Origin of the sequence: Rhizobium sp. BT04 (genome assembly GCF_030053135.1) — a bacterium.
GTDB classification, from domain to species: Bacteria; Pseudomonadota; Alphaproteobacteria; order Rhizobiales; family Rhizobiaceae; genus Rhizobium; species Rhizobium binxianense.
On record NZ_CP125651.1, the window covers coordinates 369,586 to 392,395 of the forward strand.

The 22,810-nt window shown below is 61.0% G+C and carries 19 protein-coding genes; 11 read left to right on the top strand and 8 right to left on the bottom strand.

Going from position 1 to position 22,810, the window contains the following annotated elements:
* Nucleotides 1-6: 6 nt before the first annotated feature.
* Nucleotides 7-903 carry a LysR family transcriptional regulator gene (locus tag QMO82_RS06975; RefSeq protein WP_183609846.1) on the bottom strand — a complete coding sequence of 299 codons (897 nt, stop codon included), beginning with the start codon at nucleotides 901-903 and terminating at the stop codon, nucleotides 7-9.
* A gap of 205 nt (nucleotides 904-1,108) precedes the next feature.
* Between QMO82_RS06975 and QMO82_RS06980 the strand changes: the two genes are divergently transcribed.
* Genes QMO82_RS06980 through QMO82_RS07000 form a run of 5 tightly spaced genes read left to right on the top strand, consistent with a single transcriptional unit; the run spans nucleotide 1,109 to nucleotide 6,020 of the window.
* Nucleotides 1,109-2,224 carry an acyl-CoA dehydrogenase gene (locus QMO82_RS06980; protein WP_183609887.1) on the top strand — a complete coding sequence of 372 codons (1,116 nt, stop codon included), beginning with the start codon at nucleotides 1,109-1,111 and terminating at the stop codon, nucleotides 2,222-2,224.
* Nucleotides 2,224-3,396, top strand: a complete 1,173-nt coding sequence (locus tag QMO82_RS06985; protein ID WP_183609845.1) for a CaiB/BaiF CoA-transferase family protein — start codon at nucleotides 2,224-2,226, stop codon at nucleotides 3,394-3,396. Before QMO82_RS06980 ends, QMO82_RS06985 begins: the two co-directional genes overlap by 1 nt.
* The gene (locus QMO82_RS06990) at nucleotides 3,393-4,268 is read left to right on the top strand and encodes a 3-hydroxybutyryl-CoA dehydrogenase (protein ID WP_183609844.1); all 876 of its coding nucleotides are present in this window, start codon (nucleotides 3,393-3,395) and stop codon (nucleotides 4,266-4,268) included. The genes QMO82_RS06985 and QMO82_RS06990 overlap by 4 nt, the downstream gene beginning before the upstream one ends.
* A gap of 31 nt (nucleotides 4,269-4,299) precedes the next feature.
* The gene (locus QMO82_RS06995) at nucleotides 4,300-5,049 is read left to right on the top strand and encodes an electron transfer flavoprotein subunit beta/FixA family protein (protein WP_183609843.1); all 750 of its coding nucleotides are present in this window, start codon (nucleotides 4,300-4,302) and stop codon (nucleotides 5,047-5,049) included.
* 26 nt (nucleotides 5,050-5,075) lie between these two features.
* Nucleotides 5,076-6,020 carry an electron transfer flavoprotein subunit alpha/FixB family protein gene (locus QMO82_RS07000; RefSeq protein WP_183609842.1) on the top strand — a complete coding sequence of 315 codons (945 nt, stop codon included), beginning with the start codon at nucleotides 5,076-5,078 and terminating at the stop codon, nucleotides 6,018-6,020.
* 43 nt (nucleotides 6,021-6,063) lie between these two features.
* On the opposite strand, the gene QMO82_RS07005 is transcribed toward QMO82_RS07000, so the two are convergent.
* A complete protein-coding gene (locus tag QMO82_RS07005) occupies nucleotides 6,064-8,613 on the bottom strand; it encodes a bifunctional diguanylate cyclase/phosphodiesterase (RefSeq protein WP_183609841.1) in 2,550 nt (849 codons plus the stop codon).
* Nucleotide 8,614: 1 nt separating this feature from the next.
* On the opposite strand from QMO82_RS07005, the gene QMO82_RS07010 reads away from it, so the two are divergent.
* From QMO82_RS07010 to QMO82_RS07035, 6 genes are all read left to right on the top strand, one after another.
* On the top strand, nucleotides 8,615-8,920 hold the full coding sequence (locus QMO82_RS07010; protein WP_183609840.1) for a hypothetical protein: 306 nt from the start codon (nucleotides 8,615-8,617) through the stop codon (nucleotides 8,918-8,920).
* A 646-nt stretch (nucleotides 8,921-9,566) separates the two neighbouring features.
* Complete coding sequence (locus tag QMO82_RS07015) at nucleotides 9,567-11,678, top strand: bifunctional diguanylate cyclase/phosphodiesterase (protein ID WP_183609839.1); 2,112 nt, start codon at nucleotides 9,567-9,569, stop codon at nucleotides 11,676-11,678.
* Nucleotides 11,679-11,731: 53 nt separating this feature from the next.
* Nucleotides 11,732-12,982 (top strand): ABC transporter substrate-binding protein, encoded by a 1,251-nt coding sequence (locus QMO82_RS07020; RefSeq protein WP_183609838.1) that lies wholly within the window; start codon nucleotides 11,732-11,734, stop codon nucleotides 12,980-12,982.
* A 338-nt stretch (nucleotides 12,983-13,320) separates the two neighbouring features.
* Nucleotides 13,321-14,685 carry a TadE/TadG family type IV pilus assembly protein gene (locus QMO82_RS07025; RefSeq protein ID WP_183609837.1) on the top strand — a complete coding sequence of 455 codons (1,365 nt, stop codon included), beginning with the start codon at nucleotides 13,321-13,323 and terminating at the stop codon, nucleotides 14,683-14,685.
* Nucleotides 14,682-15,212, top strand: coding sequence for a TadE/TadG family type IV pilus assembly protein (locus QMO82_RS07030; RefSeq protein WP_183609836.1), 531 nt, complete (start codon nucleotides 14,682-14,684; stop codon nucleotides 15,210-15,212). The genes QMO82_RS07025 and QMO82_RS07030 overlap by 4 nt, the downstream gene beginning before the upstream one ends.
* A 1-nt stretch (nucleotide 15,213) precedes the next feature.
* Nucleotides 15,214-15,798 (top strand): TadE/TadG family type IV pilus assembly protein, encoded by a 585-nt coding sequence (locus QMO82_RS07035; protein ID WP_183609835.1) that lies wholly within the window; start codon nucleotides 15,214-15,216, stop codon nucleotides 15,796-15,798.
* A gap of 29 nt (nucleotides 15,799-15,827) precedes the next feature.
* Here QMO82_RS07035 and QMO82_RS07040 read toward each other — a convergent pair whose 3' ends face one another.
* The 6 genes from QMO82_RS07040 to QMO82_RS07065 all read right to left on the bottom strand — a co-directional run bounded on the left by QMO82_RS07040 (nucleotide 15,828) and on the right by QMO82_RS07065 (nucleotide 22,793).
* Complete coding sequence (locus QMO82_RS07040; protein ID WP_183610662.1) at nucleotides 15,828-17,246, bottom strand: carboxylesterase/lipase family protein; 1,419 nt, start codon at nucleotides 17,244-17,246, stop codon at nucleotides 15,828-15,830.
* A gap of 7 nt (nucleotides 17,247-17,253) precedes the next feature.
* Entirely contained in the window at nucleotides 17,254-18,264 is a 1,011-nt protein-coding gene (locus QMO82_RS07045) for an ABC transporter ATP-binding protein (protein ID WP_183609833.1), read from the bottom strand.
* Nucleotides 18,261-19,265, bottom strand: coding sequence for an ABC transporter ATP-binding protein (locus QMO82_RS07050; protein WP_183609832.1), 1,005 nt, complete (start codon nucleotides 19,263-19,265; stop codon nucleotides 18,261-18,263). The genes QMO82_RS07045 and QMO82_RS07050 overlap by 4 nt, the downstream gene beginning before the upstream one ends.
* A 2-nt stretch (nucleotides 19,266-19,267) precedes the next feature.
* The gene (locus tag QMO82_RS07055; protein ID WP_183609831.1) at nucleotides 19,268-20,161 is read right to left on the bottom strand and encodes an ABC transporter permease; all 894 of its coding nucleotides are present in this window, start codon (nucleotides 20,159-20,161) and stop codon (nucleotides 19,268-19,270) included.
* A complete protein-coding gene (locus tag QMO82_RS07060; RefSeq protein WP_183609830.1) occupies nucleotides 20,161-21,102 on the bottom strand; it encodes an ABC transporter permease in 942 nt (313 codons plus the stop codon). Before QMO82_RS07060 ends, QMO82_RS07055 begins: the two co-directional genes overlap by 1 nt.
* Before the next feature lie 125 nt (nucleotides 21,103-21,227).
* Entirely contained in the window at nucleotides 21,228-22,793 is a 1,566-nt protein-coding gene (locus QMO82_RS07065) for an ABC transporter substrate-binding protein (protein ID WP_183609829.1), read from the bottom strand.
* Nucleotides 22,794-22,810 lie beyond the last annotated feature (17 nt).

A 22,810-nucleotide genomic window follows, 5' to 3' on the forward strand; every position in this document is an offset into this window, starting at 1 on the left:
CGAAACTTAGGACTCCCCCGCACGTAATTCCGCGCCGAGCCAGGCGCGGAAAGCCTCCAGCGGCGGGTAATTGGCACGTGATTGCGGCCAGACCAGCCAGTAGGATCCCGACCCCGGCACCGATCTCTTCAAGACAGGCACCAGCCGTCCTTCGGCGATTTCACTGTCGGCGAGATAATCCGGCAGAAGGGCGACGCCCAACCCTGAGATCGCGGCCTGTGTCATCGTCGCAAACTGATCGAAGAGCATGCCCGTCACATTTGCCGGTTCCGCGCCTTGGGCGGCAAACCAGAGTCTCCACGCCGTCGGCCTGGTCTCCAGCTGCAGAAGCGGCAGGCCGACCATGTCGCCAGCCGAGGTGATCGGATGTTCGCCAAGCAGCGCCGGTGAGATGCAGGCCGTCAGGCGTTCCTCGAATAGTTTCATGTGATCGGCATCGCGCCAATCCTCCGCGCCGAAATGAATGGCGGCATCGAAACCCTCGGCGGCGAAATTGAAGCGCCTGAGGCGTGTTGCCAGGTTGATGGTGATGCCGGGATGTTTAATGAGGAATTCGCCCAGCCGCGGTGCCAGCCAACGCGTGCCGAAAGCCGGCAGGATCGCGAGCGACAGGCCGCCGCCGCCCGGATTGGCGGAAAACTCCATGCTGCTGCGTTGAATGAGATCGAGTGCCCGGCTGACGTCCCGCCCATAGGCATGCGCGGCTTGCGTGGGGATGAGCTTCTGCCTGTGCCGTTCGAAAAGCGGACGGCCGAGTTGCTGCTCCAGATTCTGGACGAGACGGCTCACTGTACTCTGCGTCAGGTCGAGTTCACGCGCCGCCGCTGCGGTTGAACCCGTCCTGAGGACGGCGTCGAAAGCCGAGAGGAGGCTTATCGAGGGAAGGAACCGGCGCGGGCGCATCTTACCTATGCATTTTATGAATGATGTTACGCCTAAATAGGGTTTTTCCTCGCTTTTTGCAATCGCTATATGAATAGGAAAGCCACTTCGTCATTCCGAGGGGAAATCCGTGACCGCCGACAGAACCGCAACCGCCTTTAAAGCTTCGTCCTTCGCCTGGGACGATCCCTTCCTGCTCGACGACCAGCTGTCCGAGGAAGAGCGCATGATCCGCGAAGCGGCCAGGGCTTTTTCCGAAGCCGAGTTGCTGCCGCGTGTTCAGGATGCCTATCTCCAGGAACACACCGATCCCGCTCTCTTCCGGCTGATGGGCAAGGCCGGGCTTCTCGGCGTGACCTTGCCGGAGAAATACGGTGCTGCCGGCGCCAATTATGTCGCCTATGGCCTCGTCGCCCGGGAAGTCGAGCGCATCGATTCCGGTTACCGCTCGATGATGAGTGTGCAGTCCTCTCTGGTGATCTATCCGATCTATGCCTATGGATCCGAAGCGCAGCGGGACAAATACCTGCCGGGCCTCGTTTCCGGTGAATTGATCGGCTGCTTCGGCCTGACCGAGCCGGATGCCGGTTCCGATCCGGGCGGCATGAAGACCCGCGCCGAGAAGATCGACGGCGGTTACCGCTTGCGCGGCTCGAAGACTTGGATCTCCAACGCACCGATCGCCGACGTCTTCGTCGTCTGGGCGAAATCGGAAGCGCATGGGGGTCAGATTCGCGGCTTCATCCTCGAAAAGGGCATGAAGGGCCTGTCCGCGCCAAAGATCGGCGGCAAGCTGTCGCTACGCGCTTCGATTACCGGCGAGATCGTGCTCGACGGCGTCGAAGTCGGCGAAGATGCTCTGCTGCCGAACATTGCGGGCCTCAAGGGACCGTTCGGCTGCCTCAACCGCGCCCGCTACGGCATTTCCTGGGGTGTGCTCGGCGCTGCCGAGGATTGCTGGTTCCGCTCCCGGCAATATGGGCTCGATCGCATCCAGTTCGGCAAGCCGCTCGCCGGCACCCAGCTTTTCCAGAAGAAGCTCGCCGACATGCAGACGGAGATCGCGCTCGGGCTGCAAGGCAGCCTGCGTGTCGGCCGGCTGATGGACGCGGGCCAGTTCGCGCCGGAAATGGTTTCGATCGTCAAGCGCAACAATTGCGGCAAGGCGCTTGAGATCGCCAGGCATGCGCGCGACATGCACGGCGGCAACGGCATCCAGATCGAATATCATGTCATGCGCCACGCCCAGAACCTCGAAACGGTCAACACCTATGAGGGCACGCACGACGTCCACGCGCTGATCCTCGGCCGCGCCCAGACCGGCATCCAGGCATTCTTCTGATGGCCGGCGTAAACGGCGCGCCGCTTGCCGGCCTGAAAGTGGTTGAACTCGCCCGCATTCTCGCCGGCCCCTGGATCGGCCAGACGCTTGCCGATCTCGGCGCTGAGGTCATCAAGATCGAAAGCCCGCAAGGCGACGATACCCGCAGCTGGGGTCCGCCCTTTATCGAACGGCCGGACGGCAGGGGCGGCACCGAGAAAGTGGCCGCCTATTTTCACGCAGCAAACAGGGGCAAGACGTCGCTTACTTGCGATTTCGCCGATCCGGAGGATCTTGCCCGCGTCCGGACCTTGATCGAAGAAGCAGATGTCGTGGTCGAAAATTTCAAGGTCGGCGGATTGAAGAAATTCGGCCTCGATTATGACAGCGTCGCCGCGATCAATCCACGCATCGTCTACGCCTCCGTCACCGGTTTCGGCCAGACGGGTCCGCGCGCGCAGCAGCCGGGCTACGACTTCCTGATCCAGGGCATGTGCGGGATCATGGACCTGACCGGTGAGCCCGATGGCGAACCGCAGAAGGTGGGCGTCGCCTGGATCGACGTCTTCACCGGACTTTACGGCGTGATCGGCATTCAGGCGGCGCTTGCCGAGCGTGAACGTTCCGGTCTCGGCCAGCAGGTCGATCTGGCGCTGTTCGATGTCGGCGTCGCGGTGCTCGCCAATCAGGCGATGAATTATCTGGCCGGCGGCAAGGTGCCTCGACGCATGGGCAATGCGCATCCCAACATCGTGCCCTACCAGGTCTTTCCGGCCGCCGACGGTCATCTCATCATCGCCTGTGGCAACGACCGGCAATTTCAAGGTCTGTGCGGCCTGCTGGGCCTCGACGGGGTCGCGGACGATCCGGCCTTTGCCACCAATCCCGCGCGAGTGGAGAACCGCGAGGCGCTCTGCGCCTTGATTGCGGAAAAGACCAACCGCAGGCCAAAGGCGGTATTGATCGCCGACCTCGAGAGGGCAGGCATTCCGGGCGGGCCGATCAACAGCGTCGCCGAAGCGATCGACGAGCCGCAGATCGAGGCACGCGGACTGAGGATCGCGCCGGAAGGCCTGCCGGGTTTGAGAACGCCGATCAGCCTGTCGCGCAGCCCGCTGACGCTCGACAGGGCTTCTCCGATCTTGGGTGACGGACACTGGAACTTTCCCTCCGAAAAGGCAGACGCAGAATGATAGTCGAGGCCGTTGGAGTGGTCGGCGCCGGCCAGATGGGCAGCGGCATTGCCCATGTGCTTGCGCTTGCGGGATACGACGTCTCGCTGATGGATGTCGACGCGGAACGGCTTGGCGCCGCGATTGCCAAGATCGGTAGGGACATGGACCGGCAAGTAACGCGGGGCGTGATAACCGAGGAAGGAAAGCTGCTCGGCCTTCAGCGCATCCGGACGACGGTGCGGCTGCCGGAACTCGGGAAGAGCGATCTCGTCATCGAGTCCGCGACCGGGAAGGAAGCGGTCAAGCAGAAGATTTTCGACGATCTGGCAGAGCACCTGCGGCCGGAAACGATCCTGACGACCAATACGTCTTCGCTTTCCATCACCCGGCTCGCCGGAGGGACCAGTCGACCCGAGCAGTTCATGGGCCTCCATTTCATGAACCCGGTTCCGGTCATGCAGCTTATCGAGCTCATCCGTGGAATTGCGACCAGCAAGGAAACCTTCGAGGCGGTCCGCGGGGTCGTCGAAAGGCTCGGCAAATCGGCCGTCGTGGCTGAGGATTATCCGGGCTTCATCGTCAATCGGCTACTGATCCCGATGATCAACGAGGCGGTCTATGCCCTCTACGAGGGCGTCGGTTCGGTCGCCGACATCGACAGCAGCATGAAGCTTGGCGCGAACCATCTGATGGGTCCGCTGGAACTTGCCGTCTTCATCGGCCTCGACACCTGCCTTGCCATCATGAATGTGCTCCATGACGGGCTCGCGGACACCAAGTACCGTCCTTGTCCGCTGCTGGTCAAATATGTCGAAGCCAAGTGGCTAGGGCGGAAGGTCGGCAAAGGTTTTTATGACTACCGTGGCCCCGAGCCCGTCCCTTCCCGCTGACCCCCGGCCCGCTGAACAGAGGTGAATGCACATGAGGATTCTCGTGCCCGTCAAACGGGTTGTCGACTACAACGTGAAGATCCGGGTGAAGGCGGATGGCACGGGTGTCGAGCTTGCCAATGTGAAGATGTCGATGAACCCGTTCGACGAGATCTCGGTGGAAGAGGCGCTGCGGCTGAAGGAAGCCGGCAAGGCCGAGGAAGTGGTGGTGGTGTCGATCGGGCCTGCCAAGGCCGAGGAGACGCTGCGCACCGCCCTTGCCATGGGCGCCGATCGGGCGATCCTGGTCGAGACCGATGATGCGGTCGAGCCGCTCGCCGTCGCCAAGATCCTGAAAGGTGTCGCCGATGCCGAGCAGCCGGGCCTGATCATCGTCGGCAAGCAGGCGATCGACGACGATTCGAACCAGACCGGCCAGATGCTGGCCGCACTACTTGGTTCAGCCCAGGCAACCTTCGCCTCGAAGATCGACATCGGTGATGGCAAGGCGCAGGTGACCCGCGAGGTCGATGGCGGCCTGCAGACGATCGAGATCAAGCTGCCGGCGGTGATCACCTCCGACCTCAGGCTGAACGAACCGCGTTATGCCTCGCTGCCGAACATCATGAAGGCGAAGAAGAAGCCGCTCGACAAGAAGGCGCCTGCCGATTTCGGCGTCGACACCACGCCGCGGCTGAAGGTGCTGAAGACCGAGGAGCCGTCCGGCCGCAAGGCCGGCGTCAAGGTCAAGTCGGTCGCCGAACTGGTCGACAAGCTCAAAAACGAAGCCGGCGTGCTGTAATCAGCTGAGAACAGGAGCAAAATATCATGACCATTCTTCTTCTCGCCGATCACGACAATCAAAGCCTTTCCGACCAGACCGCCAAGGCGCTGACGGCGGCAAGCCAGATCGGCTCCGACGTGCACATTCTCGTCGCCGGCAAGGCTGCCAAGCCTGCTGCCGAACAGGCAGCCAAACTTTCGGGCGTCGCCAAGGTGCTGCTGGCCGAAAGCGATGCACTCGCCAACAATCTGGCCGAGCCGCTGGCCGAGCTGATCGTCTCGCTGGCAGGCAGCTACGACACGATCCTGTCGGCCGCCACCTCGGTCGGCAAGAACGTGCTGCCGCGCGTCGCTGCCCTGCTCGACGTCGCCCAGGTCTCGGAGATCATCGAGGTGATCTCCGCCGATACCTTCAAGCGGCCGATCTATGCCGGCAATGCCATCCAGACGGTGCAGGCCAGCGATGCCAAGAAGGTGATTACCGTGCGCACCGCCTCCTTCGCCTCTGCACCGGAAGGTGGCTCGGCCACCGTCGAGGCGATCGCGGCGGTTTCCGATCCGGGCCTGTCGACCTTCGTCAAGGACGCCCTGTCGGCCTCCGACCGTCCGGAACTGACGTCTGCGAAGATCATCCTCTCCGGCGGCCGGGCGCTGGGTTCTGCGGAAAAATTCCGGGAAGTGATCCTGCCGCTGGCCGACAAGCTCGGAGCTGCCGTCGGCGCCAGCCGTGCCGCCGTCGATGCCGGTTATGCGCCGAACGACTGGCAGGTCGGCCAGACCGGCAAGGTGGTTGCGCCGCAGCTCTATATCGCCGCCGGCATATCAGGCGCTATCCAGCATCTGGCCGGCATGAAGGATAGTAAGGTGATCGTCGCCATCAACAAGGACGAGGAGGCGCCGATCTTCCAGGTCGCCGACTACGGCCTCGTCGCCGATCTGTTCGAAGCCCTGCCGGAATTGCAAACATCCAAACTGATGCAGGCGGGTTAGGAATAGCAATCGCCGAATTGCACTTAGTTCGGCGATAAACTTTTCACACTCGAATCCGCTCCTCCCCTAGGTCGAAGCCGTTGGCCGGGGAGCCGAGCCACAGAGCCATGATCTCAGCCTTGGGCACGGCTTTGCTGTAAAGAAACCCCTGCGCCGAACCGCATCCGTTTGCCGCCAGGAAGGCCGCCTGCTCGGCGGTCTCGACGCCTTCGGCCACCACGCTCTGCCCGAGACAGCGGGCGATGGAGAGGATCGCCTTCACCAGTTCCTCGTTCCGCCTGTCGGTGCTGTTGATGAACGACCGGTCGATCTTCAGCGTGTCGATCGGAAAGCGCGCCAGATAGTTCAGCGCCGAATAGCCAGTGCCGAAATCGTCGATGGCAATCGAAAATCCCATGTTGCGCAGTTCGGAAAGCATCTGCAGCGTATAATCCTTCTGATCGAGCAGAAGGCTTTCAGTGATTTCGATTTCGATCCATTCCGCGCGGCAGCCGGTCTCCTCGAGAATCTCGGCGATCGACCTGACCAGTCCGGCGGATTGAAATTGCTTGACCGACAGATTGACCGCTACCTTGTGCGGCACCTGGCTGCCGGCATTCATTTCGGCCGCGGTCTGGCATGCCTCGCGCAGCACCCATCGCCCGAGTTCCACGATCAGCCCCGTATCTTCCGCAACCGGAATGAAACGAGCCGGAGGAATCATGCCCATCTCGGGGTGACGCCATCTCAGCAAGGCCTCGCAGCCCACCATGGCGCCACTGTCCAAAAGCACCTTCGGCTGGTAGTGCAATTCCAGTTCTCCGCGCTCGATGGCACGGCGCAATTCCGATTCCAGCCGCATGCGCTCTTCAGCGCTCGCCGTCAGGTCCTTGGAGTAGAAGCGAAAACTGTTTCGCCCCGAGCGTTTGGCGAGATACATCGCCGAGTCGGCGTATTTCACCAGGTCGTTGGCGTCGGCGCTGTCATCGGGATAGAGTGCGATGCCGACGCTGCAAGAAATGAATACCTCCTGGCCATCCAGCAGGAAACGCTCCTTGAACCTTTCGAGGACCTTGCCGGCTGTCCGACCGAGATCGTCGCCTTCTCGGATATCCGGCAACAGGATCGCGAATTCATCGCCGCCGAGGCGCGCAACGGTGTCGTAGTCGCGAACGCTTTCGTTCAGCCGCGAGGCGGCCTGACAGAGTAGTTGATCCCCGACGGGATGCCCCATCGTATCGTTGACCGCCTTGAAATGATCGATGTCGATCAGCATCACGCCGGCCCGTTGACCACGCGATACGGCTGATGTGATCATCTGCCGCAGTCGATCGTTGAACAGCGACCGGTTCGGCAGCGAGGTCAGGGGATCGTAGAAGGCCATCTGGTGGATTTTTTGGCGCGAGACATTCAACTCGGTCACATCCCGCGACACACCGAGAACCCCGGCGACTTCCCCCCCTGCACCCAATATCGGAACCTTGCGTGTTTCAAGAAGAACAGATTGACCATTCTCCTGGGAGATGACCCATTCCTCGCCGACGATGATGCCCCCAGCCTGGATGGCTGCTTTGTCTGACTCCAGGAAGTACAGAGCCCTTTCGGTCCCGAACAGCTCGAAATCCGTTTGTCCGACAACCTCGGATTCCGCCATCCCGGTCAGTCGCTCGAATGCGTGGTTGCATAAGAGATAGACGCCATCCATGTCCTTCACCCAGACCATATCAGGCATGGTCTGAAGCACGCTGAGCAACTGCGTCCGCACGGAATTTATGGCTTCCTCCGCCCGTTTTCGTTCGGTAATGTCACGCGAGAATGCCAGAAGCGTGTTGACCGCGGGATCGGCGCTCGGTCGTTTGGCGACCGACAGCTCGAACCAACGCGTCTCGCCGTTCGGCAAGGAGATGCTGATGCAGCGACCGTAGGCCACCCCCTCTTTGGCGGCCGTGCCGAGCGCCTCCATTGCGATGGCCGCCTGGTCCGGCGCCAGAACGTCATTGACCGTTCTGCCGAGCAGCATCTCCTTCTGCTGGGCCAGCAGTTCGGGGCTTCTCGTCCAGACCTGGAGATAGCGGCCGTCCTGATCCACCTCGAACAGAACATCCGGAATGGCGGTGACGATCCCCTCCGCGAATTCGAGCGCCTTCGTGAGGTCTCGCTCCGCCTGCTTGTGCTCGGTAATGTCAACGACGGCGCCGATCAGGCCAGCCGGATCGCCGTTTTCCCCAGTCAATACCGCCTTGTTGACGGCGACGTCCCGCACGGCCCCGTTCGCCGTGGTAAATTTTCTTTCGATGTACTGGGCTCCACCCCTTTCAAGGAGTGCATCATTCTCGGCGAAATAGAGTTCGGCCAGATGCTTCGGATTGAAATCGAAATCCGTTTTCCCAATGATCTCGTCGCGCCTGCGGCCAATGAAATCTTCGAAAGCCTTGTTGCAGCCGATATAGCGTCCATGTGTGTTCTTGTAGAATACAGGAAGGGGACACGCGCCGAGCAAGACTTCCGGAAGAGCTTCCCCGGTGAAAGCGGCGTCCTGATGCTGCGCTCCATCCTGCTCGTGGCCTCCCAAGAAAAGGGCCGGCTGCTGGAGCGATTCGGACGACGACTTCATCATGGATATCCTCACCATGCGCCCGGCCGGATGCGTCATTCATCCGGTCGAGAATTCTCTGGAAAAGTCGCCCAAGTCATTTGAGGCGCAAACTGATGAAGATGTAACTTTAGGAGCGCCGGCCCGCTGCAACCGAGCACGTCACTCAGCCCTGAATACTGCGGCCAGAAAATTAAGAGATCACTGCGCACTCCTGCAGCGCCTCACCTTTCGGCGCGCGATCCGGATCGAACCGCGTAATTTGGATACTGCCGACCTGCCCTGCTTTGGTTTTCATCGCCGGCGAACGGATCGGAAAGGGACATAGCGCTTATCCGAAATCCGAACAGTATGGCCAATTTACGATGTTTTCGTGCGGTTTTTCCCGCAAGAAGCTGGTTTCGTTGGTTTTTCACGAAGGCGTTTACGCTTCTGAAACCAGACCGTCCGCAGTTTTGAACCATTCGAACGGGGTGCTGCCCGTGCCTCTCCGCCATGAAGACGGGTTGCGGGACCAGCCAGAATAGGCGCTGCTCATCAATGGAGATGGCATGCGCTCAGAGGGGAAAATGTTCAATAATTCGCATGCACATGGCGGCAGTTTTTCTCAATATAGTGGAGACGGCGCGAGCCAGTCCGCACCGACAGACCGGAACATCCCCGTCGTCTGGAATTCCTGACGCACGGAGCCGCGTCGGTCCGGGAGCCTTCACAACATCTTGCGGGCGAGCGACGGCGACGGCGGTTCGAAGAGCTGATGTCACGACGTGAGCCTTGCATTTTCCGGCGCGAATCCAGGCCATGAGGGCCGATCTCCCGATAAATCATGGTGACGCTTCCCGTCCGGCGCAAACACGGCGGATTCAAGCAGCGGGCTTCAGCAGCAAAAAATTCAAGGCATCTTTGAGAACGGGCTCAACGGCCTGTGCGCCGAATGCAACTCGGCCGATTTATACTTTCCTGATGGAGCGTGAATGGTGGTTGGTTCGGATTTGGAAAACACGGTGACGCCGCCCGGCGAGTCCCATTCCTCCGTGGCGAAATATATCCGCTCCATCGGGCGCCATTACGTCGTCGCCGTCGTCGTCATGACAGTTCTGATCGGGGCAACCTTCCAGACGGTCAAGGTGGCTCTCGATCGCCATTCCCTGCAGCAGAACATCAGCTATCTGATCGGCCGCCAATTCATTCGCTTCCAGCAGCTTGCCAATCAGACCCGGGCGATCATGCGCGCTTCGGCCGATCCGAACATGCCTGAATATATAGTCAGGCCGATGGTCGAGGACGTTCAAAGAGCGATCGACGACATCCGCGCCATGAACACACAGTTGAACACGCTGAATGTCGAAGTCGAGGCGAACCTTCTCGAACGGCTGAACGGGCGGGATGCCGCATCGGAAAAGTTGCGTCTGGAACTTGACGGGCGGGTGGAGGACTTTCTTGAAAGAGCTGAACGCGTCGTGTCCGCGAAATTGCTGGATCGGCGGGAGCGTTACAGCTTCTGGGGGCCAATCGACTTCGCCGTTTCATCCGATAGCATGCTCATGCGTCAGTTCAGCGCCTTGATCGAGAGCGCGCATGACCGTAGCGATATGAGCATAGATCATACCCGCCTGATCAGCGCAGTGCTTCTCAGCCTCACTGCGGCAACACTTATCCTGGCGACCCTCATCCTTTTCATACCGCTCCTGATAAAGCTGCGCACCGAGCATCGCCGGTCGCTCGATTTCGAGATCAAGCTGACGCATCTCGCGCATACGGACACGCTGACAGGCCTTGGCAACCGATCTTCCTTCAATGAGGCGCTGAACGGGCTGTTCGGTTCGGTCGAGCGGACAGGCGCCGGTTTTTCCATGCTGCTGGTCGATCTCGATCACTTCAAGGCCACCAATGACAGTTTCGGTCATCCGGCCGGGGATGCGGTTCTGAGCCACGTCGCGAGCGCGCTGCAGAAGACTTTCCGCGCCGGTGACGTCGTCGCACGGCTTGGCGGCGACGAGTTTGCCGCTCTCCTTCCTGGAATTTCAGATGCGGCAACGCTGGAAGGAATTGCCGAGCGGGCGGTCGCGGCCATTGCAACGGAATGTCACTTCGAGGGTCGGCAGCTGCCGGTTTCGGCCAGTGTCGGAGGCGCGGTCGTGCCCGGCCACGCGTCGGATGAGGCGACCCTCATGCGCATTGCCGATCTGGCGCTTTATGCCGCCAAGGCCAAACGCAACACGGCCGTCATCTTCGATGAAGCATCATTCGCCCAGCGTCTGGAACAGAACCGGCTTGCAGCAGCCCTCTCCGTCGCTGCCGATCGTGACGAGTACGTCGTCTACTATCAGCAGAAGGTCAATCTGCAGACCGGCGTGCATCTCGGCTTCGAGGCGCTGGTGCGCTGGCGCCATCCCCAGCTCGGCATCCTTCCGCCCGGCCGCTTCCTGCCGCTCATGGAAAGCCATATCATACAAGGCATGACGCGCTGTATCGTCAATATCGTCGCGCGTGATCTGAGGAGCTGGAAGGCAGCAGGGCTCAGGGTGGGGTCGATTGCCATCAATCTGCCGGAAGCCCTGTTGGTCGGCGACGACGGTTACGCCCTCATCGCTGCGGCGGTCGAAGCAAACCGGCTCGACTGGCTCGATTTTTCCATCGAGGTCACGGAAGACGTGTTTCTCAATCGCGGCGCCAATCAGATCATCGAAACCATTTCCCGTTTCCGCAAACATGGCGTGTCGGTCTCGCTCGATGATTTCGGCACCGGTTTTGCGTCGCTCGTGCATCTGCGCGACTTTCCCTTCGACGAACTGAAGATCGACCGCAGCTTCGTTGCCGAGATCGGCAAGGATATACGCTCGGAGCAGATCATCAGAGCAATCATCGATCTGGCCCGCAACCTCGGAAAACGGTGCGTCGCCGAAGGCATCGAGGACGAGAGCCAGCGTGATTTCCTTTTGAACGCCGGCTGCGAAATCGGCCAGGGTTATTTTTATGCCAAGCCGGAACCGGCGGCTGCGGCGGTCGAACGATTGGCCCGCCGGCCGGTTCTGCGCGGGATATCAGGCCGATCACGCAAATTACGGGCTGAAACTGTCTCCTGAGAGGCTGCACAGGAACGGTGCGGCAGGATTCATCAAAGAAAAGAGGGAAACGAATGAAACAGGGAATCATACGGGCATGGCTTGCCACGGCTCTGGCGGCCGCAGGCCCCGCTGCACAAGCTTTGGCGGGACAGGACATGGCGGTTGATGTCGTGCATTTCTGGGTGTCGAAAAGCGAGTCCGCAGCGCTCGACGTTTACCGCAAGGCCTGGGCCGCAGCCGGCAACCGATGGGTCGATATGCCGGCGGAGAACAAGGTTGCCGTCCAGCGGGCGGTGAGCGATCGCATCGCCAACGGATATGCGCCGGCAGTGATGCAGTGGAATGCCAATGAGGGATCGCGCGAACTGCCGGAAATGGGCATCGTGCAGGATATCGACGATGTCGCTCAGGCGGATCATTGGCAAGACGTCATTCCCGCAACAGTTCTCGACCGAATCTCCTACAAGGGGAAGGTCTACTTTGCACCGACCAATATTCATGCAGAAAACTGGCTATGGACCAGCACCGCGGCCTTGGCCGAAGCGGGTGTGAAGACGCCGCAGACCTGGGACGAGCTCTTCGACGCGGCCGAAAAAATCAAGGCGACGGGACGTCTGGCGATTGCACTCGGCGGGACGCGATGGGAGGTATCTCTCATTTTCAATGACATCATCTATCACAAGTTCGGTCCGGAAGGTTATGCCCGCCTGATGAGCGGCGACGCCGAGCTCGTGCAGGATCCACGCATGATCGAAGCCCTCGATCTGCTGCTGCGTCTCTCCAACTATGTGGAACCGATCGAACAGCGAAAGGACAAGACATGGGCTGATGCCACGGCGGCGGTAGGCCAAGGCAAGGCCGGTATGCAGTTCATGGGCGACTGGGCCAAGGGTGAGCTTTCAGCGCGCGGCTACAACGTCGACAAGGATTTCGATTGCAGTCTGGTTCCGGGCACATCAATCGCCTATTTCATGGTAATCGACGCCTTTGCCTTTCCGCTGACCAATCGGGACGGCACGGCAGAGGCGCAGCAGGCCTTCGCACGCATGGTGCTCGATCGCGACAATCAGGTGGCCTTCAGCCGGGTCAAGGGATCGTTGCCCGTCCGCACCGATGTCGATCCGTCCGGACTTGATCGTTGCGGCAAGCTTGGATTGGAGATGATCAAGGCAAGGAAAGGCGAAGTCAGTGCCCAATCCCAGGCCATGCCGACCCAGATGTCGGAAGGCTGGATCGCCGTCGTGGGCGACTTCTTCAACAATCGGAACATGTCCCCTAGAGAAGTTCAAGAACGCCTGCACGATCTGCTGATGCAGCGCTGAACACAGGTTTTCATGGGCAGGGACCGCTGTTGGCCAGCGATCCCGTCGACCTCGCCTGCTCATCATCCAATATTTCAGTACGGTTTTGCCGTAAGCGCGCCGATCTCACGCTGCCCTGAGCGCGCCACGCATCGGCGCCGTGACAGCGTTGACATATGGATGACGATTGCCGATGCCGGCTCCTCAATATCCATAATTCGCAGGAATATCCAATATGCGCAGAAAACGGCGCATCCGCAACCTGATTTCGCCGGAACTTGCAAGAATTAACAAAGGCTTAAGCGTCCTTAACACATCTTGCCCTCACTCTTTTTTATATTCTCTGCGGCGGTGTTTTATTGAAGTCGGTTCATTCATATTCATTCGGTCGGGCCTTCGAAGCCCTTCGCGGTCTGCGAAGGAACAAAGCCGGCAACGTCGGCATCGTCGTTGCCCTGAGCCTGGTGCCGATGCTCGTCGCCGTCGGCGCGAGCTTTGACTACATCCGCAGCTACAATGTCCGCCAGAGGATGCAGAGCGACCTCGATGCGGCCCTGATCGCCGCCGTCAAGCAGATCAACAATACCGCGGACACCGACGCCCTCAAGCTGAAGGTCTCCGACTGGTTCCACGCACAAGTGGAAAACAGCTACACGCTTGGCGAAATCAACATCGATACTACCAATCATAACATCACGGCGACGGCACGCGGGACCGTGCCGACGACGTTCATGAAGATCGCCAATATCGACACCGTCCCCGTCAGCGTGGCAAGCGCCGTCAAAGGGCCGTCGACGTCCTATCTCAATGTCTATATCGTCATCGACACCTCGCCGTCGATGCTCCTGGCGGCAACGACGGCGGGCCAGTCGGCCATGTATTCCGGCATCAAATGCCAGTTCGCCTGCCACACCGGCGATTCGCACACCATCGGCAACAAGACGTACGCCAACAACTATGACTACAGCTCGGAAAAGAAGATCAAGCTGCGCGCCGATGTCGCCGGTGACGCCGTTAGAGACGTGCTCAGCCTGATCGACACATCCGACCAGAATCACGACCGGATCAAGGTCGGACTGTATAGCCTGGGCGATACGCTCACGGAGGTTCTCGCCCCGACGCTGAGCACGAGCACGGCGCGCGCACGCCTTTTGGACTCAAGCTACGGCCTCACCAGCGCGACCTCGAAGGCTGCCACCTATTTCGACGTTTCGCTCGCCGCGCTCAAGCAGAAAGTCGGCGCCGGGGGGGATGGAACCTCCTCGGGCTCGCCGCTCAAGCTGGTTCTTCTGTTGACGGATGGCGTCCAATCAAAACGCGAATGGGTGACCGACAGCGTCGTATGGAGTAATGGCAAGGCGATCTCCGGCGCATACTGGAATAAAGTCGCGCCGCTCAACCCCGATTGGTGCGGCTATCTGAAAAATCAATCCAATACGATGGCAGTGCTTTACACCGAATATCTGCCGATCACCTCGGACTGGGGTTACAACGCAACCGTCGGCTCGACCATGGCGAGCGCCAACTGGAAGAACACCTATGGCGGCACCATGCAAAGCGGTGTATCGACCAGCATCACGCGGCGGGATTATATCCCCTATGCGCTTGCCGATTGCGCATCGTCGAAGAGCCTGTTCATATCGGCATCCTCATCGACCGAAATCACGGCAGGCCTGTCGGCGCTCTTCACCCAATATCTCTCTGCCGTACGGCTGACCCAATGAGGCGGAGAAAACCATTCACGCCGCTGCGCCGCCTGATCGGCGATCATAAGGGGGCTGCCGCGATCGAATTTGCGATCCTGGCCCTGCCGCTCTTCATCATGCTGTTCGGCATTATCGAAGTGTCGCTGATGTTTTTCGTCAACTCCGCGCTGGACGCTTCGGTTCACAAGATTTCCCGGATGATCCGCACCGGCGAGGCGGCGTCCTCCAAGATCACGCTGGGCGGCTTCAAGGCCAAGATATGCGAGGACATGCTTCTGTCCTTCGACTGCTCCAGCGGTCTTGTCGTCAAGGTGAACGTGCTTTCCGACATGTCCACCGCTGCCAGCACCGATCCCATCGACAGCAGCGGCAAACTTGCCGTTACCGAGACGTATGATATCGGTAAGGGCAGCGACTACATCCTGGTTCAGGCGTTCCTGCCATGGACGGCCGTCGTCAATTTCTTCAGCCTGTCGAGCGCCAAGCTTTCCGACGGCAGCTATCTGCTTGGATCTTCCGCTCTGTTCCGCAACGAGCCCTTCTGACATGACCATGAAACGGAGCCTGTCCCTTTTCCGGTTCGCGCCGTGCCGCATCCGACATCTCGCAAGCGATAGGTCGGCTGCTTCGGGGGTGGAATTCGCGCTCGTGCTGCCGATCCTGGTGATGCTGCTGTTCGGCACCGTCGATCTCGGCCATGCGCTGACGGTCAGCCGAAAAATAGACGAGATCGCCTCGTCCACAGGCGATATGATAGCCCAGCAGAGCTCCTGGACGAAGTCCGACGTCGCCAAGCTTCTTTCCGGCGCCAGGTTCATCCTGCAGCCCTATGACACCAGCAAGCTGACGATCTCGGTCGCGGTGAACGATGTCAAGGCGAGCGGCAGCCCGACCGTCAACTGGTCTGCGGCGCTGAACACCTCAGCGGTGAATTCCGGCACAGCGAGCGCGGTCGCGATCCCCTCGACAATCCAGGAGACAGGCGTGCAGGTCGTGCTGACCCGTGTTCAATACACGTTGACGACACCCGTCTCGGCGTTTTTCTCAACTTTCACCGGACAGAACGGCTACAGCTTCGATCGCTATTTCTTCAATCGCCCAAGAGTCAGCGCCACGATCAAATACAACTGAGCCAAAAGACCCTCGTAATCGGGCCGGCTTCAGTTCCAGTCTTCGAACAAGGCGTGGATATCGCGATCCGGGTGGCTGCCGCATTGTACCCCATCGCCGATGAAGGCGAGACGACTGCGCTCGTTGAAAGCTTCCCACGGAGCCTCATGCCTCGTCACGAAATCGCAGACGATGCCGTGCAAATCCACCTCCCTCGCAGGAATGCCCCACGCGTCCTCGAGGTCGGAGAGGTGCGTGGAATAGCCGGCAAAGGGGCCATGAGGTTGAGGGCGTTCGTATCGATAGACCCAGGTCGGCGCACCGTGCATCGCGCGACGCCGCGCCAGGCGCAACGAAGGCAATTCATATTCTTCGGCCGTCAGCAGAAGCAGACGCCTTCTGCGCCAGTCGAGATCCGGCCTCGAACCTGCAAGCTTCGCCTCTATCTCTGCCATCTGCTCCTGCGAAAGATGACCGAGCAGGGCATCCGCCCAGGGCTGATTGGGTTCCTGGCGGACGACCATCGGATAGCATTCGTCCCGGCAGCTCCCCAGCAGCATCGGAACCGGCAGGGCCTGACCCGCTTCGACAACGGCGATGGGAGCGACGGGAAGAAGCGACTGGCCGTAGACGGGCCTCAGTGGAAAGCGCTTTCGCGCGCGAGCCAGCACGGCTTCCTGCACCGCCAGAATCCTCTCCCAGGGCGCGTCGCCCCATCGGCTCTCCGCAGCACCCGTTGGCACCACGTCCTCGATGAAACGGGTCGCTGTCTCAGCGGGAAACACGGTGTCCGCCCCTCCCGACATCGAAATCGCCGCGTGGAACAGACCCCTGGCGGCTGATGTAGTGGTCAGGACACAGACATTCTTCGCCCCGGCGGACTCCCCACCCAGCGTGACGCGCTGTGGGTCGCCGCCGAAGAATGCGATGTTGGATTGCACCCAGCGCAGTGCCGCAAGCTGATCCCGCAGCATGAGGTTGGCGGTGTCGCGATAGTCTTCGCCGAACAGGGATTCCGCGTCCGCAAGGCCCAGCAGGCCCAAGCGGTGACCCACGGTGACGCAGACGATGCCGTTGCGAGCGAAGCTTGCGCCGTCATAGACCGGCCGTGAGGTGCCACCGATGAGTTGCGAGCCGCCGTGCAGCCAGACGAGCACCGGGAAGGGACCAGGTCCGCTGGGCGCGAAGACGTTGAGGTAAAGACAATCCTCGTCCATCGGCCGGGCCGGCATGGCCGCCGGATCACCCGGAAAGAAACCTTCGTCCCGAGGCTGCGGCGCCACCGGCGCGAAGACACCGGCATCGCGTATGCCGTCCCAGGGCTGCGGCGGTTCCGGCGCACGCCAGCGACGGGCTCCGACGGGAGGCGCCGCGAAGGGTATTGCGAGGAATCGATTGACGAGCCCATCGGTGCGCCCGCGCAGTCGACCTTGCGGCAGCGCGATCTCCGCTGCTTCAGTTGCGGGCAAATGGAGATCAGACTGCAGCATGCGAACCCACGGCGCTTTCGGGAAGGTCGAAATGACAGGCAATACGGTGGTCGCTGCCGACCGGCCGGAGTTCGGGAACCTCGCTGCCGCAACGCTCCGTCGCAAAGGGGCATCGTGTGTGGAAACGGCATCCCGAAGGCGGTTTGACGGGACTGGGAATATCGCCGCGCAGCAATATGCGCTGCCGCTTCTCCGCCGCAGCGACGACAGGAACCGCCGACAGGAGGGCTCGGGTGTAGGGGTGCTGCGGAGAACCGAAAATCGCCCTGCGCTCTCCCTCTTCCACGACCTTGCCCAGATACATCACGGCAATCCGGTGCGTCAGATGCTCGACGATGGCAAGGTCGTGGCTGATGAAGAGAAGCGACAGCCCCATCTTGCGCTGGATGTCCTGAAGCAGGTTGACGATCTGCGCCTTCACCGAGACATCGAGCGCGGAAACCGCTTCGTCGCAAACGATAAGCTGAGGATTTGCCGCAAGGGCGCGGGCGATGGCGATACGCTGGCGCTGCCCACCGGAGAACTGATGAGGATAGCGCTGGGCGGCATCCTTGGGCAAGCCGACCATATCGAGCAGCGAGGCAATCCGCTCGTCGATTTCCGACTTGGCCGAGGCGATCGCGAAATTCCTGATCGGTTCGGCAAGCATCGCCCCGACCGTATGGCGCGGGTTCAGGCTCGAAAACGGATCCTGAAAGATGATCTGCACCTTCGATCGGAAAGTTTTGAGCGCCTGGCCGGAGATGGCGTCGACCCTTTCTCCGTTCAGCAGGATCTCGCCGCTCGTCGGTTCATGCAGCCGCACCACCGTCTTGCCGAGCGTCGACTTGCCGCAGCCGCTCTCCCCCACGACGGACAGTGTTTCACCCGCTCTCAGCGTGAGGCTGACATCGTCCATGGCATGGACGGTCGACGTGGGTCGGCCCCAGAAATCGGGCGCGATCGGATAATGCTTGCGCAGCGAGCGCAACTCCAGGAGAGGCGATCCGCCGGTCATGCTCCGTTTCCTTTCTGCACCTTGTGGCACGCCACCTTGTGGGCCGGACGTTTGGCCTCAAACACCGGCACCTCGGTTCGACATTGCTCGGCGACGAGCGGACAACGCTCGGCAAAAGCGCAGCCGGTAAGCCGCTTGCGCAGGCTGGGAACCTGGCCGGGTATCTCCTGCAGACGCTGCGGGGTATCGTCATCGAACGACGAACCAAGTTGCGGTATGGTGGCGAGAAGCCCTTGCGTATAGGGATGCAGCGGATTTTCGAACAGCTCGGCAGTGGCCGCCTCTTCGACGGTTCTTCCTGCATACATCACGATGATCCGATCGGCCATCTCGGCCACCACGCCGAGATCATGGGTGATCAGAATGATGGCCGTTCCGGTCTTCTTCTGCAGCGCCCGCATCAGATCGAGAACCTGGGCCTGGATCGTCACGTCGAGCGCCGTCGTCGGCTCGTCGGCAATCAGGAGGCCCGGCCTGCAGGCGAGCGCCATGGCGATCATCACCCGCTGGCGCATTCCGCCGGAAAGCTGGTGCGGATATTCGTCGATCCGCCGCTCAGGCGCCGGAATGTCCACCAGCTTCAACATCTCGATGGCGCGTTCCCGCGCTTCTCGTTTCGACAGGCCCTGATGCCGGATCAACGTTTCCATGATCTGCCGCCCGATCGTCAGCACCGGATTGAGCGAGGTCATCGGCTCCTGAAAGATCATGCCGATGTCGTTGCCGCGTATGCGGCGCATCTCCTTTTCGTTAAGCGACAGCAGGTCGCGGCCCATGAAGTCGATGCGCCCGGCATTCCTGGCGTTTCGACCGGGAAGCAGCCGCATGATGGACAGGGATGTCACCGACTTGCCTGATCCCGACTCGCCGACGATTGCCAGGGTCTCACCGGAATTGAGCGCGAAGGATACGTCTTCCACGGCCCGGACGGCGTCACCGTCATCGCCGCGGAAATGTGTTCTGAGATTGGAGACTTCCAAGATTGGTGTTTGAGCGTTCATAATCACGTCCTATTGGCGGCACGCGGATCGAAGGCATCGCGAAGACCGTCTCCCAGCAGGTTCACCGCCAGGACCGTGATCGAAAGAAATGCCGCGGGAAACAGGATGATGTAGGGCTTGAGCTGCCAGAGCATCCGGCCTTCGTTCATGATGCCGCCCCAGCTCGGAACCGAAGGCGGGGTGCCCGCGCCGATAAAGGACAAGGCCGCTTCGGTGATCATGGCCGCGGAGCAGATGTAGGTCGCCTGGACCATGACCGGCCCGAGCGTGTTGGGAAGGATGTGCCACAGCACAATCCGCGGCATGGAACAGCCCGAGGCGATTGCGCCGTCCACAAAGGGCTGTTCACGGATGGAGAGCACGAGGCCGCGCACTAGGCGGCTCATGCGCGGAAATTCGGCGATGGTGATGGCCATGATCACATTGCCGACCGAACCGCCCGTAGCCGCCATCAGCGCGATGGCGAGCAGGATGGGCGGGATCGACATCAGCCCGTCCATGATCCGCATCACGACAGAGTCGAGCCGCCGGTAGGCGCCGGCGGCCAGTCCTGTCGCAAGTCCCAGGAATGTCGCGCATGCGGCCACGCAGAAGCCCACGAACAACGAGACCCTGGCGCCGTAGAGAACGCGCGAATAAAGGTCGCGGCCGAGCGTGTCGGTGCCGAACCAGAACATCAGCGACGGCTCGCGGTTTCGCTTTATCGGCGACACGAATTCCGGATCGACGGTTCCCAGCAGCGGCGCGAGAATCGCGGCAGCGACGAGCAGCAGCAGGAGCCCGCCGCCGATGACGATCGTCGGGTGCTTGTGCAGCAGCCTGCGAAAGCGTCCATATTGCCGCGGCTGTGGAAAGAGATCCGGCAGTTGGCCGAGTTCCAGGATATCCGTGCTCATCAGTAGCGCACCCTCGGATCAAGTAGCGTGTAGAGAAGATCGATGCCGAGATTGATCAGCACGTAGCCCATGCTGAACAGCAGCACGACACCCTGGATGACGGGATAGTCGCGCCGCAGAATCGCATCGACCACGAGGCGGCCGACCCCGGGAATGGCAAAAACGGTCTCGGTCACAACGGCGCCGCCAATCAGCATGGCGATGCCGATGCCGATCACGGTCACTATAGGCACGGACGCGTTTTTGAGTGCGTGCAGAAAAAGAACGGGGGTCGGGCTCAGGCCCTTGGCACGCGCCGTACGGATATAGTCCTGCGAGAGCACATCGATCATCGACGTCCTGGTGATGCGGGCGATCAAGGCGATATAGACGCAGGACAGCGCCGTCGCCGGCAGGATGAGATTTCGAAGGAAAGGCAGGAAACCGCCGGCCAGGGGAGAATAACCCTGCACCGGCAGCAGATCGAGCCGGATGGCGAAGACATAGCTCAAGAGATAGCCGATGACGAAGACCGGCACGGAGAAGCCGAATACGGCAATCGCCATGACCAGCCGGTCGACCCACGTCCCCTGCCGCGCCGCTGCCAGGACGCCGAGCGGAACCGCGATCGCAACCGACATGACCAGCGTGAGCCCCATGAGCGACAAGGTCGGCTCCAGCCGTTGGGCGATGAGCGTCGAAACGGGCAGCCGGGAGAAGATCGATACGCCGAGGTCTCCCCGCAGCACATGCGCTATCCACTCCAGGAAGCGCACCAGCATCGGCTCGTCCAAACCGAGGTTTTCGCGGATGCGCGCGATCTCCGCCGCGGATGCCTGGTCTCCGGCGATCAATGCGGCCGGATCGCCCGGAGCCAGGTAGAGCAGACTGAAGACGAAGAAGGCGACGAACAGCATGACCGGAACGGTCGACAGCACACGTCTGATGGCAAAACTGATCATGTTTTCCTCCCATCCTTGAAGGAGAGTGCGCGCGGGCCGCGAATATGCGCGCAGCCGTCTTGGCTTAACCGAACGATCACTGCGGGGATCGGGAGGGCGCCTGTTCCGGCGCCCTCCGCTTCGCGTTACTTCCGCGCTATATTCCAGTAGACCGGGGCCGGAGGCGTGAGGATGCCGGTCAGATTGTCCCGATAGGCGCGGATCTGGTATTGGCTGCCGATCGGAACGTAAGGCACGGTCTCAACGGCCCGCAGCTGGATTTTTTCGGCCAGCGTTTTGCGCTGCGCCTGGTCGGTGAGACCTGCGAACTGCGTGCGCATGGTTTCGATCTGCTCATCGCAAGGCCAGCCGAACCAGGCCTTCTCGCAGTTCGAGCGCAGGCCGAGGTGACCGACCGGCTCCAGAAAGTCGAGCCCGCCCGGACCGGAAATGAAGATCGACCAGCCCCCCTTGTCGACCGGCTCCTTGCTCTGGCGGCGGCTGGTAACGGTGGCCCAGTCCATGGCCTCCACGCGCGTCTTGATGCCGATGTCCTTCAAGAGCTGGTCGGTCACGGTGACGAAGGCATGGATATTGGCGTTTTCGGTCGCGTCCAGCAACACCGCGGGCGTGCCGTCATAACCGCTCTCGGCCACCAGGGCGCGGGCCTTTTCCAGGTCCGGTGTGGGGAACCCGGCTTTGGTCACGTAGGGGGAAGAGCACGAATAGAAGGACTGGCACGCCTTGCCGAGCGAAGCATCCGTGATGACGGCGGCGAGGAAGTCATCGCCGTTGACCGCCGTCAGCAACGCCTTGCGCAGCAGAGGATTGTTGAACGGCGGCTGGATCGTGTTCAGGCGGATCTGCTGCGCGACGCCGATATCATCCTGGTTCGCCACGGCAACGCCCTCTGCCTCCTTGGCAAGCGGAATGAGATCGGCCGCGAGATCCTCGTCGATATCGATCTCGCCCTTGCGCAGGGCATCGAGCGCCGTCTGCTGATCCGGAATGATCATCCATTCGACGCGGTCGATCTTGACGACCTTGCCGCCGGACAGGCCGCTCGCCTCCTCGCTGCGCGGCACGTAATAGGGGTTCTTCGCAAATGCCAGTTTTGCGCCTGGAACCCATTCATCGGCGAGGAAGATGAAAGGCCCGGAACCGGTGTGGTCCTTGACCGCTTCGTTCGCAGGCGTGGCATCGGCAATGCGCGCAGGCATGATGAAAGGCACGGGAGCACCGGCCTTCCCCAGCGCATCGAGCACCAGACCCCAGCTTTCCGACAGAGTGAGCGTGAAGCGACGATCGTCCTGAGCGGTCCAATTGGCGCCCTTGGCGACGAGTTGCTGGCCGAGGCTGTCGTTTGCACTCCAGCGCTTCAGCGAGGCAATGACGTCGGCCGACGTCACCGGGCTTCCGTCGCTGAACTTGAGCGCTTCTCTCAGCGTGAACGTGTAGGTCTTTCCATCGTCGGATTTCGACCAGGTATCGACCATCTGCGGCTTGACGGCGAGCGACGCATCCATGGCGAACAGCGTGTCGTAGACCATGTAGCCGTAGTTTCGCGCCATCGAATCCGAACCCAGATGGGGATCGAGCGCTTTGACGTCGCCCGATGGCTTGATCCGCAAGGTGTCGGCGGCAAGTGCGGTTCCCGACGCAAGGGCCATCGCCAGCGCCAGAAGCGCGCCGGTCAATTTCAGAGATTTCATGTTGGTTCCTCCCACAG

What these genes read in the sequence shown, in the direction of transcription:
- QMO82_RS06975 (WP_183609846.1), bottom strand. Translation starts at nt 903, where the DNA reads ATGCGCCCGCGCCGGTTCCTTCCCTCGATAAGCCTCCTCTCGGCTTTC.
- QMO82_RS06980 (WP_183609887.1), top strand. Translation starts at nt 1,109, where the DNA reads ATGATCCGCGAAGCGGCCAGGGCTTTTTCCGAAGCCGAGTTGCTGCCG.
- QMO82_RS06985 (WP_183609845.1), top strand. Translation starts at nt 2,224, where the DNA reads ATGGCCGGCGTAAACGGCGCGCCGCTTGCCGGCCTGAAAGTGGTTGAA.
- QMO82_RS06990 (WP_183609844.1), top strand. Translation starts at nt 3,393, where the DNA reads ATGATAGTCGAGGCCGTTGGAGTGGTCGGCGCCGGCCAGATGGGCAGC.
- QMO82_RS06995 (WP_183609843.1), top strand. Translation starts at nt 4,300, where the DNA reads ATGAGGATTCTCGTGCCCGTCAAACGGGTTGTCGACTACAACGTGAAG.
- QMO82_RS07000 (WP_183609842.1), top strand. Translation starts at nt 5,076, where the DNA reads ATGACCATTCTTCTTCTCGCCGATCACGACAATCAAAGCCTTTCCGAC.
- QMO82_RS07005 (WP_183609841.1), bottom strand. Translation starts at nt 8,613, where the DNA reads ATGAAGTCGTCGTCCGAATCGCTCCAGCAGCCGGCCCTTTTCTTGGGA.
- QMO82_RS07010 (WP_183609840.1), top strand. Translation starts at nt 8,615, where the DNA reads ATGGATATCCTCACCATGCGCCCGGCCGGATGCGTCATTCATCCGGTC.
- QMO82_RS07015 (WP_183609839.1), top strand. Translation starts at nt 9,567, where the DNA reads ATGGTGGTTGGTTCGGATTTGGAAAACACGGTGACGCCGCCCGGCGAG.
- QMO82_RS07020 (WP_183609838.1), top strand. Translation starts at nt 11,732, where the DNA reads ATGAAACAGGGAATCATACGGGCATGGCTTGCCACGGCTCTGGCGGCC.
- QMO82_RS07030 (WP_183609836.1), top strand. Translation starts at nt 14,682, where the DNA reads ATGAGGCGGAGAAAACCATTCACGCCGCTGCGCCGCCTGATCGGCGAT.
- QMO82_RS07035 (WP_183609835.1), top strand. Translation starts at nt 15,214, where the DNA reads ATGACCATGAAACGGAGCCTGTCCCTTTTCCGGTTCGCGCCGTGCCGC.
- QMO82_RS07045 (WP_183609833.1), bottom strand. Translation starts at nt 18,264, where the DNA reads ATGACCGGCGGATCGCCTCTCCTGGAGTTGCGCTCGCTGCGCAAGCAT.
- QMO82_RS07050 (WP_183609832.1), bottom strand. Translation starts at nt 19,265, where the DNA reads ATGAACGCTCAAACACCAATCTTGGAAGTCTCCAATCTCAGAACACAT.
- QMO82_RS07055 (WP_183609831.1), bottom strand. Translation starts at nt 20,161, where the DNA reads ATGAGCACGGATATCCTGGAACTCGGCCAACTGCCGGATCTCTTTCCA.
- QMO82_RS07060 (WP_183609830.1), bottom strand. Translation starts at nt 21,102, where the DNA reads ATGATCAGTTTTGCCATCAGACGTGTGCTGTCGACCGTTCCGGTCATG.
- QMO82_RS07065 (WP_183609829.1), bottom strand. Translation starts at nt 22,793, where the DNA reads ATGAAATCTCTGAAATTGACCGGCGCGCTTCTGGCGCTGGCGATGGCC.